The 11460-nt window shown below is 43.3% G+C and carries 8 protein-coding genes; 5 read left to right on the plus strand and 3 right to left on the minus strand.

Going from position 1 to position 11460, the window contains the following annotated elements:
- Window positions 1–2120 precede the first annotated feature (2120 nt).
- The 3 genes from Q0614_RS06585 to rsmH form a co-directional block, all read right to left on the minus strand.
- Window positions 2121–3191 (minus strand): DNA recombination protein RmuC, encoded by a 1071-nt coding sequence (locus Q0614_RS06585; RefSeq protein ID WP_298787443.1) that lies wholly within the window; start codon window positions 3189–3191, stop codon window positions 2121–2123.
- Window positions 3181–3990, minus strand: coding sequence for a hypothetical protein (locus tag Q0614_RS12560; protein WP_366125048.1), 810 nt, complete (start codon window positions 3988–3990; stop codon window positions 3181–3183). The genes Q0614_RS06585 and Q0614_RS12560 overlap by 11 nt, the downstream gene beginning before the upstream one ends.
- Window positions 3991–5080: 1090 nt before the next feature.
- Window positions 5081–6016, minus strand: a complete 936-nt coding sequence (rsmH, locus tag Q0614_RS06595) for a 16S rRNA (cytosine(1402)-N(4))-methyltransferase RsmH (RefSeq protein ID WP_298787445.1) — start codon at window positions 6014–6016, stop codon at window positions 5081–5083.
- A 64-nt stretch (window positions 6017–6080) separates the two neighbouring features.
- Between rsmH and Q0614_RS06600 the strand changes: the two genes are divergently transcribed.
- The 5 genes from Q0614_RS06600 to Q0614_RS06620 all read left to right on the plus strand — a co-directional run bounded on the left by Q0614_RS06600 (window position 6081) and on the right by Q0614_RS06620 (window position 11293).
- Window positions 6081–6641 carry a class II aldolase and adducin N-terminal domain-containing protein gene (locus Q0614_RS06600; protein WP_298787447.1) on the plus strand — a complete coding sequence of 187 codons (561 nt, stop codon included), beginning with the start codon at window positions 6081–6083 and terminating at the stop codon, window positions 6639–6641.
- Between the two features lie 132 nt (window positions 6642–6773).
- The gene (locus tag Q0614_RS06605) at window positions 6774–8231 is read left to right on the plus strand and encodes a peptidylprolyl isomerase (protein WP_298787449.1); all 1458 of its coding nucleotides are present in this window, start codon (window positions 6774–6776) and stop codon (window positions 8229–8231) included.
- Window positions 8224–9591, plus strand: coding sequence for a cell division protein FtsA (gene ftsA / locus Q0614_RS06610; protein ID WP_298062956.1), 1368 nt, complete (start codon window positions 8224–8226; stop codon window positions 9589–9591). The genes Q0614_RS06605 and ftsA overlap by 8 nt, the downstream gene beginning before the upstream one ends.
- A 22-nt stretch (window positions 9592–9613) precedes the next feature.
- Window positions 9614–10774: a cell division protein FtsZ gene (ftsZ, locus tag Q0614_RS06615; protein WP_040303139.1), complete on the plus strand. Its 1161-nt coding sequence runs from the start codon at window positions 9614–9616 to the stop codon at window positions 10772–10774.
- Complete coding sequence (locus tag Q0614_RS06620) at window positions 10775–11293, plus strand: pyridoxamine 5'-phosphate oxidase family protein (protein WP_298787451.1); 519 nt, start codon at window positions 10775–10777, stop codon at window positions 11291–11293. It abuts the gene before it with no gap.
- Window positions 11294–11460 lie beyond the last annotated feature (167 nt).

The following is an 11460-nucleotide window of genomic DNA, read 5'->3' on the forward strand; positions in this document are numbered from 1 at the left end:
TACAGACTTACGACGAGTACGAGCGCACCATCGCCTACTACAATAAAAATTGCGCAACCTATAAATAGGCAGCGCAGATTGAGTGTGATTTAGTATAAACATGACTGCGGCACAGCGGCGTAAAATGCTCAAAATTTTATAAAATCTCTAAAAACTATTGAAAATTTTGCGCGAAGCAAAAAAGCGTCTAAAATTTATTACGTACGCTTGGCTCTAGTGATACAAAGTCGCGGTGTGAAGCATAGTGTAGTGCCTATTCATGCCCGTATTTAGCTTGGTGCGCCAAGTTTCGGTAATCATATAACGGCGCCACATACTCCGCATTAGCCAAAGGGCGCGCGATTTATTAATTGGATCGGCGCGAAGCCTTGAAATCGCGCTTAAAAATTCCACCGTGCGAATTTGAATTAGTGGCTTAAAGTGGCAAAGCAATACCCCAAAATTTAGCTGCGAGGCGGACGACGAACGATTTATTAATCGGATCGGTGTAAAGTCACGCCAAAAATTCCGTCGCGTGGAGTTGGCTGTTATGTCCGTTTATGTGTCTGCCAAAGCCTCGTAGCCTCAATATAAATATATTTCATCGAGTGGATTTGAATTGGCGTCTAGGTGCTTAAATCGATTGTAAAATCAAGCTTTTAAAATTCTATTGCTCGGTTTTGACCTGCTGCGCGATTTTCGCGGCGTATAAGGGTGGTAAAATGTGAGATCATTAGCAGTATTAAGGCACATGGCACGATTTTTCCGCTTGCGCATGCGGCTTTTAGGCGCTCGGTAATTCCAGTTTGCGCGCAGAATTTAGACATGCGGTTATTTTGGATTTCAGAGGTGAGCTTTGGAATTTTTAGCGAGAAAGTTTTTTTGGCAGGTTTGCGGTGCTATAGCTTTGATTTTTGCGGAGAAATTTTAGAATTTTATGATTTTGCAGGAGAATTTTGTGTGTTTTGGCGCCGCGTCGAACTTAAAATTTTATCTTGCCGCCGTGTAAAATTGCGCGCCTAATCTTTTTGTATTTTTAAATACGGCGTATGTTTTGAGATTTGTGCCCGTTTTTAAAATTTTGCTCCGAATAAACACCGAATACACAAAATAAGCCGCCCAGCGATAATTTTAAAAAGCCTGCAAGCCTGCAATGCAAAAGCTAAAGCTTTATGATAGGCAGAGTTTAAGGCCTTTGCCGATAATTTAGCTGCTCAGAATGCTACGACTTTAAAATTTCGCGAGTTAAATTTAAAATTTACGCCACTTGCTGCGGCTCATAAAATTTCGCGAGCTAAATTGCGCTGAAATTTTACGAACGGCGACAAAAACTATTCGGCGTAGAATTTTATTCAGCTTGCTTATGCGGAGCGAGGGTTTAAGCTTGCAAGTAACCGCGGTTTTTGCTTTACGCTCGCACCAACCGTCCAAAGCACCACCGCGTATTAGCGCGATGTTTATCTTGGCTACGCTTTAATGCGCGAGGTTTTTGTGTCGCCGTAAAATACAAATTTATGAGTTTTCGGGATTGCAGATTAATTTTGCGCGCTTGCAGATAGTTTTTTAAATTTTGTCAAAATATGAAATTATATCCGCGCAACGCCCATAAATTTCTCAGCGCTAAACGCGCTCGCAGCGCTATTGTCTTAAATTCGTAGTGCCTGTAAGCCGCTTTTTAAAGTTTCGACAAAATACGAAATTTCGCTCATGAAGCATGAATCTGTCTCCGTAATGTAGAATTTGCCCACGACCGCAAATTTACGCATGCAATAATGCGGCGTCAAATTTTGTTTCGGTATAGCAGCGCTGAATTTCTTGGGCAAAAAGCGTAGCGATTGATCTTGCCACATCGTGATGAGGGCGTGCGTTTAATGCTTGAGCGGATTGAATTAGCTCGCGCGTCCATGAAATTTAGTTAATCAAATTTTATGCGCGTTAGACAGCATTTGAATTCTGCTTGCTCGCGTAATAAATCTGTTAAGCTGAGTTTTAAATTCTATCTACCCCAAATGGGAATTTTATCTGCAAAATAGGCGAAGTGCAAATTTAATTTGAATGCTGCTCGCCCACCTGTGGAATTCCGCCGCATTATAAGCTTGTTAAAGCACTCCAAGCCGCATTGTACGCTACGGTTTGCCTCATTACAGCTCGCTAAAACGCTCAAAGCGGGCTTTTAGAGATTTTGCATTTTTGTTTAAAAGCTCCGCTTGCGCAGCGAGCTTATCTGCGTATGTTTGAAGCGACGTCGCATACTTAGCATGCGCCTCAAAGTCCGATTTTAGCGCGTAAATTTCATCTTTTACCGATTTTATATTTTGCGCGAGCGCCTCGTCTTTTGCGAAAATTCGGATCGTGCCTAAAAGCGCCAGCAGCGTCGTGGGTGATGCCGCAAAAATGCCGATTTGCGCGCAGTATTCAAGCACCTGCGGCAGCTTCTCGCAGACGTAGACGAAAACCGCTTCGCTGGGCACAAATAGCACCGCAAACTCCGTGCTCAGAGGCGGTATGATGTATTTCTCCGCGATATCTGCGGCGTGCTTTTTCATATCAGTGGCGAGTTGCTTATCCGCACTAGCAAGCGCTGCGGCGTCGTTTGAAGCGGAGGCGGCGATGATCTTTTCATAGCTTTGAAGTGGAAATTTTGAGTCGATGCAAAGAATTTTTTCTTTTGCGATATGCAGCGCGCAGTCCGCAATCCTGCCGTTTGGTAGGTGCTTTTGCAGCTCATAAAATGCGGTGTTTTGCCCATAGATCATCGATAAAATTTTCTCTAATCGGTACTCGCCGAAGTTGCCGCGCAGCTTGACGTTGCCTAAAATCGCGTTTAGCCTTGCGATTTCGTCACGCACTTGAAGCGAAGTTTTATTTTGCTCGCTCATTCGCGCTAGATTTTCCGCTATGTCCTTAAAGCCACGATCTAGCGAGCTTAAATTCTCGCTAAGCGCGCTATTTTGGCGCTGCAAACCCTCGCCTAGGGATCTATTAAGATAATAGAGCTTATCATTAAAGCCGTCGTTTAGGCTTTGATTTAGCTTAAAAAGCTCGGCACTTGCTCTCGCACTTTGAGCTGTGAGCCTTTCGTTTAAAAGCTCGCTAAGCGTGGAGTTTGCATCGCTTATGCGGCGGTTTTGCAGCACGAGCGCGATCAGCAAGGCAAGTACTAGTGCAGCAAAAAATGCAAACGCCGCGAGCAAAATCCCATCAGCGCCCATTTTCTTGCACGCTTTGCGGATCTAAAATTTCATTTTTATAGCGTAGATATTCGATGTCGTTGTTAAGCGCGCGATTTTCCTCAAGCAAAACCTCGTGTTTGGTGCGAAGCGCAGCGATGTCGCGGCTGATGTAATAAATTTCGTTGCGGATATAAATCGCCGGCACCGTCAGCAAAAACGCAAATCCGATCAGCAGATAAACGACTAAAAGCTGATAAAGCGTGAGATTTTTCTCCTTTTTTTTCTCGGCATCGTAGTTGCGTAGTAGCTCGTCCTGTGCGCCAGCAAAACTGCCGTAACCGCGCCCTGCAGCAAGGCTTGAATAATCCTGCGCGCCCATATCCGCGTAATTTTGATTTTGCGTGCCTGTAAAGTTCGCACCCGCAAACGCCGCATAATCCGCCTTGCCTGTAAAATTGGCACCTACAAAATCGCCGTAGCTCGCTCCGCTGGAATTATCGCTGCCGCGATTGGCTGAAAGATTTGCGTCGTCGCGTCCTTTTAATTTTACTTTGTTGCTTTTATTAAATTTTGTTCCGCCGCTTTCGGAATTTAGATAGTTTTGGGTATTTGTAAAGCCTGAACTTTCGAATTCTAAGCCAGCAAAATCGTCGTAACCGCCCGCTGCGCCCGCGTAGTTTCGTTTTACGGAAAGATCCGCGGCAAGCTTATCCTCTAGCTCCTCATCCGTCAGATCCTCCATAGCTCGTCTTTTCGCAAGCTCTATGCCCGCTAGATCGGATGTCCCTGCGAAGTCGTGCCCGTCATCGTCGTCGGCAAAATATTCATATTTGTTCATCTAAAATCTCCATAAATTTAAAACCACGATCTTATCTTTACTCGCCGCCAAAGCGCTTGCGTCAAGATAAATTCGGCTCGAAACCCGCAGCTAGCGTGTACCCAGCAATGGGCAGTTAAGGTAAAATTTAAAAGCCAAAGTTACGAGCAAAATTCTTCTTTGCAATTTTACCTCGGTAAATGGAATTTTATCTTAACTCGCAAAATTATATCTCGGCCAGCAAAAGTAAAATTTTAATTTAGCGGGCTATTTTTGTTAATTTTGCTCACTCTTTGCACCGGCAGGCTCGTGGAATTTAGGTAAAGATCAATTCCGCCGTAGCGGGCAAAACTATGCTGCCTTTACTTATTTTTTATGCGCTGCCGGCTTGCAAAATTTATATCGGCAGCAGAGTTATCTGCTGAGTCCCGCTGTCTAGTTTAAAATTTTTACGTTGATGGTTTTTGCATTTACGGCGAAATTTCATTTACTTCAATCGCTATCTATCTGCAAAATTCTATCTTGGCAAGCGAAATTTTAATATCTTTGCCTATTTACACCGCCTCTTTGCGAAATTCATTTTGACAGGTAAAAATAGAGCTCACTTTACCGAGATTGACTATTTATAAAATTTTGTCAAATCGTCTGAAAAACCGCTTAAAATTTCACTGCGTCTTCGGTGCGCCTTAAAACGCTAAGCGAAGGATATCGCTTGCAAGATAGGCTCTATCGTCTAAAAGGTCAATGAAACTACTGCTCGCTTACAAAATTTCGTTAAAGCAAAGGGCGAGTTTGACATTACGCCGCTTGCTTTAGGCGCCAAATTTTAACTCTCACTCTGTTCTGTATCTATGCTGCCACTTAGTTTTTAAAATATGCAGCAACTAAATCTCATAAAATTATACGTTAAATATAGCGTAAAATTCAACGTTAAATTTTATGATTTAGACATTGCGCGTTTGAAATAACACTGAAAAATATCATAAATTCTAAAGCGAATCTTTGTAAGCTGGATTTTAAAATTCCATAAAATTTTAAAATTTAATGCCTGCAAATCTGTAAATTTTACAAAATTTCGTCAAAATTTAAAATTCATAGCAATCAAAGGCGGTCATTTCAGTCGAAAAATTCTTAGCTTCGCGCTCGCTGCTCGCGAGTTTTTTGCAAGCTCTTGCGCGTCTGCTATTATCGGGCTTTTGGTTAGGATTTTACCTAACGAATGCCCGCCGCCGCATTCGCAGCGCATAAACTCGCTAGGGCAGACGCAATCACGTTCCCACGCCTTAAATCGTTCCTTTACTATGCGATCTTCAAGCGAATGAAACGAGATTATAGCGACAGTTGCATTAGTTAGAATTGAATCACGCGATTTTTGTTCGATGAGCGTGAGCAAGCGCTTTAGCTCGCCAAGCTCGTCGTTTACCTCGATGCGGATCGCCTGAAATGCTAGCGTAGCCGTGCTGATGCTGCGCCCTTTAACGGGCTTCGTTCCGATTAAATTTGCCAAAGCTTTAGCGCTTGTTAGTGGTGCGTTAGCCCGTGCAGTAGCTATTTTAGCAGCGATTGTGTTAGCGTTTGTTAGCTCACCGTATTCGCGGAAAATGCGCGCCAGATCCGCTTGCGAGTAGTGGTTTACGACGTATGCCGCATCTAGAGCTGCGCTCTCATCCATTCGCATATCCAGTGCGTCGCTTTTAGTGGAAAAGCCGCGGCAGTTTTTATCTAGCTGAAGCGACGAAACGCCAATGTCGGCTAAGATCCCACGAACTGCGCGGAGCTTTTGCTCGGGTAGAATTTCTAAAATTTCGCTAAATTTTGCTTTGTGAATTTCTATGCGATCTTTAAATTTACTAAGCCGCTCACGCGAAAATTCTATCGCTTCGGCATCTCTGTCGCAAGCGATGAGTTTAAGCTGCGGATTAGCGGTCAAAATGCCCTCGCTGTGCCCTCCGTAGCCTAGTGTGCAGTCAATAACGTAGCCGTCCTCAAGCTGCGAAAATGCGGCGATCGTTTGCGAAAAAAGTACCGGAATATGTGGAGCTTGCACCTGAATTTATCCTTTTGAAATTTCTAATCCTATATAATAGCGAAATTTTTTACAAAGGCGAGAGATGGACGAGTATTATTATGAAATTTTACGCAAAATTTCGCTTTCGATGTTTAGAGATAGGCTTTTTGGGATCTTTCACGGCTCGATTTCAGCAAAAATTAAAGAAAATCAGTTCTTGATCAACAAAAAAGACGCGATTTTCGATAGCCTGAATAGGGATGATTTTATAACGCTGTTTTCAAAAAAAGACTACCGCTGGCAGGATGCTAGCATCGATAGTGACATACATATAAATATCTACAAAAATATAAAAGAGGCAAAATTCGTAACCTACGCGACACCACCATATCTCGTCGCATATACGCTGGAGCATGATTTTATTTTGCCACGAGATTACTTTGGGGTGAGCAAATTTAAGCGCATTGAAATTTACGATCCTAAGAACTACGACGACTGGCACGAGCGTGCGCCGTATGAAATTTGTAACTATATGATAAATGAAAATAGCGATATAATGGTGATTCGCGGCTATGGGGTTTTTGCCTATGCAAGGAGCGCGCAGCAAATGGCGAAAAAAATAGCGATTTTAGAAATGAGTTCAAAGCTGCTTTTGCTAAGCTAAGATTAATGTATACCAAATCATTTACTAACGCGTTATAATTCGCCAAAAATGCCTATTTTTCAGCCTTACATAAGGTTTTATCTGTATAATTACTAACAAAAAATTTCTTTAGTTAGCTATTTAAGGATTTAGATGATAGAATGGATGCAAAAGCATAAGAAGTCGCTTATACCGACGATTTGGATAAGCACGATAGCTTTCGTGGGTGCAGGCTTCGTCGGCTGGGGCGCATATGATATGAACGCTAACCGCGCAGGCTCAATCGCTAGAGTAGGGCAGATTTCAATAACGAATCAAGAATATAAGATAAAATCAACCGAGTTATACAATAGATTAAACGCTATGAGCGATGGGCAATTTACTCAAGAACAAGCCAAAAATATGCATCTAGATCAGATCGCAGTAGATCAGCTAATCGGCGAAGCGTATTTTCTAAATTTTGCTAAAGATTTAGGCATTCAGGCTAGTGATAAAGATGTGGCGGAATTTGTGCTAAACTCGCCGAATTTCCAAGAAAATGGCGCATTTAGTAAGGAACTTTACGATAATGTCGTAAGGAATTCAGGACTTACTAAAAAGGAATTTGAGCGCAATCTACAAAAGGTCCTAACTTTAGAAAAGCTCGGCAAAGCGCTAAAAATAACGCCTAACCCTAAGATCGTAGAAGCATTTGCAGCATCGCAGCTGATGCAGGACAAGGTTTCTGCAGAGATAATCTACGCCGATGCTAACGTCACTTTTAATGACGACGAGCTAAAGAAATTTTGGGAAGGCGAGAAATCGCACTTTATGACTGAGAAAAAATATACTCTCGGAGTATATTTTGTGGCACCTAGCAATGTCGATGTGAATGATACGGAACTAAGTAAATTTTATGAAGGACACAGAGGCGAGTATAGAAGCCTGGATGATAAATTATTGGATTTTGCAGAAGCCAAACCTAACGTCTTAAAAGATTACCGAATGGATCAGGCTAAAAAAATCGCAAAAAAAGATTTTCCAGATATTAAAAAAGGTAAAATCGATACTAATGAAACCATAGTCGCTACGGCTAGCAATTTTCCAATATCTGAGATTGAGGTTGCAAAGCCAGGAGATGTCATCAAGCCTTTCGAGTACAAAGGCGGATATTTGATTGCTAAACTAAACGGTGTAGAGCAGCCTAGACAGATGACTTTCGATGAGGCTAAGCCTTTGGCTTCTAAAGAATTTGAAGCGAAAAAACGCAAAGAGCTACTTGAAAAAAGAGCTCAAGATGCGCTTAAAAATTTCAAAGGCGAAGATTTCGGCATGCTGTCTCTTAATAGTAAAAACAATACCAAGCTAAGCGATGACGAATTTTATAAATTTCTTATCGATATGTTTAATAAGCCTGCCAAAGAAGGGATAGTGATGTTTGATAACAAAGCCGTAGTGTATAAAATTTCACAGCAGAGCCTAGGTAGCAGCGAAGAGATAGATAAAGAAAAAGCGATCGTAGCCGATAGAATAACCACGTTATTAAATTCTAATCTGCAAGATGATCTAACCAAAATGCTAGAAAAGCGCTATAAAACCGAAAGATATTTTAAAGGTAAAGACAGTGAGTGAATATATTTTAGGTCTAGATATAGGCTCAACTAAAATTCGCGCAATAATCGCTAAAAATGATGGCATTTTTACGGTCTTAGGCGTTGGCGGAGCCGATACTTTAGGTATCAAAAAGGGTGTCATAACAAACATAGAGCAAGCCGCAGGCTCAATAAAACAGGCGGTAAAAGCAGCGGTAAAAGGCGCTGGTAGAAGCTATGATAAAGCCATTATATCGATCTCTGGCTCATATGCCAAAAGCGTTAAATCTCGCGGCGTCATAACTATGGAAAATGAGATCGGACTAGATGAAATCAAGCGTGCTATGCAGGTCGCAGAAGCCCAGGCTAACGTGCCTAGCGATAGTGTAATCTTACATGTGCTTCCGTACGATTTTAGAGTCGATGAGCAGGAACACATCGAAGACCCCCTCGGTATGAGTGGCACGCGCCTAGAGGTATCCACACATATCGTCATCGCGCCGGAAAGCTCGATTAAAAATTTGAAAAAATCAGTCGAGATGGCAGGCGTAAAGGTCGATAACATCGTCCTTTCAGGCTACGCATCCTCCATATCTACGCTTAGCAAGGATGAAAAAGAGCTCGGCGTAGTGCTGATTGACATGGGCGGCGCTACATGTGATATAGTCATCCACCTGGGGAATTCCTTGCGTTATAACGATGTTGTGATGTTCGGCTCTAATAACGTTACTAACGATCTATCGCGCGCCCTACATACGCCGCTTCCGTATGCGGAAAACATTAAAATTACCTATAACGATCTAATTAATCAAGGCAATAGCGAAGTTGAATTGCCTGCTTTAGGAGATAGCGAGTCAGAAAACCACATCATAAGCCTTGAGATCATCTCTCAAGTCATCCTCGCTCGCGTTAAAGAGACCTTCGATATGATAGCCGATAAGATCGAAAGAAGCGGCTATAAAGACCGCATAGGCGCAGGTATCGTAATCACGGGCGGTATGGCGAAGCTAGACGATGTGCGCGATTTAGCGGCGATAGTTTTTGATAACACTTCCGTTAGGGTTGCAAGAGCAAAGAGCGTGGGCGGTCTACACGAGATCGCCGACGATATTTCAAATTCTTGCGCACTAGGACTTTGCATGTATGGCTTCGGCGAATTTACCCCTTACGAGATGGACTCTAACGGCAAACTCCGCTACAAAGACGAAGTTATAAATAAGGCTCCGAAACGAAATGTGAACGAATATTATGAAAAAGAGGTCAGCAAGGCGATAGAAAAAGAGGGCGTCAGAGCGGATAGCGGTGCGGCTAAGAAGGAGGATCTAAATATCCAACTTCCCAAAAAAGACGGACAGAATTTTTTCAATAAAATTTGGTCGTCTATGAAAAATTGGTTTTAAATTTTAAGCTAAGGAGATACTCGTGAAAGGATATAGTATGGAAGAAAGAAAGGGCATCTACGGTGCCAAGATGAAGGTTATCGGCGTCGGCGGCGGCGGATGCAACATGATAAATCATATGATCCGCGAAGGATTTACCAAAACCGACGTTGAGCTTATGGTGGCTAACACCGACGCACAGGCGTTAGAAAAGTCGATCGCAAATACTAGAATTTTACTAGGCGAAAACACCACCAAAGGTCTTGGCTGCGGTATGGATCCAGCGCTTGCCAAGATGGCTGCGGAGGAGAACTACGACGATCTTAAAGACCGCTTGGACTACTCCGACATCGTTTTCGTAGGCTCCGGTCTAGGTGGCGGTACTGGTACGGGCGCTGCGCCTATCGTTGCAAAAGCTGCGAAAGAGAAAAAAGCGCTAACTATCGGCGTCGTTACCACCCCTTTCGGTTTTGAGGGCAAAAAGCGCATGCGATTAGCACAAGAGGGTCTTGAAGAGCTTAAAAAAGAGTGCGATTCCATAATCGTTATCCCAAATCAAAATTTATTGAAGATCATCGATAAAAAAACCGGTCTAAAAGATGCCTTTAAAATCGTAGATAATGTCCTATTCCAAGCCGTAAACGGTATGATCTCCGTGATCTTAGAATCCGGCGATAGCGATATCAACGTCGATTATGCCGACGTAAAAAAGGTAATGACGCACCGCGGTTTGGCGCTTATGGGTATCGGCGTTAGCGAAGGTGATGGCGCGGCAGAAGAAGCGCTAAAAAGTGCGATCCAATCTCCGCTTTTGGACAATACCTCCATCCACGGCGCTATGGGTGTGCTAGTGCATTTTAAGATGTCGCCTGATTGCTCCTTGCTTGAGATCGAATCCGCGATGAATATCATCGAAGATACCGTGGATAAGGATGCCGACGTTACTTGGGGTACCACCACCGATCCTAAGATGGAAAATAACCGCGTCGAGGTTACTCTCATCGCCACCGGCTTTGAAAGGAGCATCGAGGAAAAAAAGCAGGTCGCCAGCGATAACGTAGCGGATCGCAGAAAGGCGCTTTTAGAGAGCATGGGTCGAAATTCTATCTTTTCTAGACAAAAGGTAAGTAGCGGCGATTTTAACGGAGACGAGACCTACGACGAGCTCGACGAGCCCGCATTCCTACGCAACCAGATGGACTAAATGCGCAGACGAGATAGGCAGCTAAGCGAAGATGAGGCGTTAAAAATCATCGACGAGAGCGAATACGCTACGCTTAGCTGCATAGATGAGAGCGGCGAAATTTTTAGCGTGCCTATCTCGCCGGTGCGCGATGCAGACGTTATTTATATCCACGGCGCGCCTGCCGGCACAAAGGCGAAACTCTTTCAAAACGGACGCGCGGTAACGGCGGTTTTTGTTAGCTACAACCGCGTTCCTACCCCAAGCGACGAAGAATACCGATCTATCGCAAACGATGCTGCCGCTTTAGGCTCTAGAGTTTATACGACGGAGTACCGCAGCGCGATCGCCGTTTGCGAAGCAAACGAAGTGTTAGATGACGAGCGTAAAATTTACGCTCTGCGGATACTTTGCAAAAAATACACCCCAAACTATATGTCGCGCGTGGAGTTCGCCTCCAAAGCATCCCTAAAACGCACGAAAGTGTATGAGCTTAAAATAAAATCCGTAACCGCAAAGGCTAAAATTTTATATAATTAAATTTAAGAAATCTAAATTTAAATTGCTTGATTTCTTAAAATTTCAAGTTTTAATGCTAGATAAATTTTAATTTTAAATTTCGTATCGCCAAATTACAAAGCTTCTTGTGGGTACTAGCATCGGCACCACCGCGGCGATCGTCCCGCTTACTATCGGCTCGGCGCCCT

This window comes from uncultured Campylobacter sp. (assembly GCF_937997595.1).
In the GTDB taxonomy this organism is placed as follows: Bacteria; Campylobacterota; Campylobacteria; order Campylobacterales; family Campylobacteraceae; genus Campylobacter_B.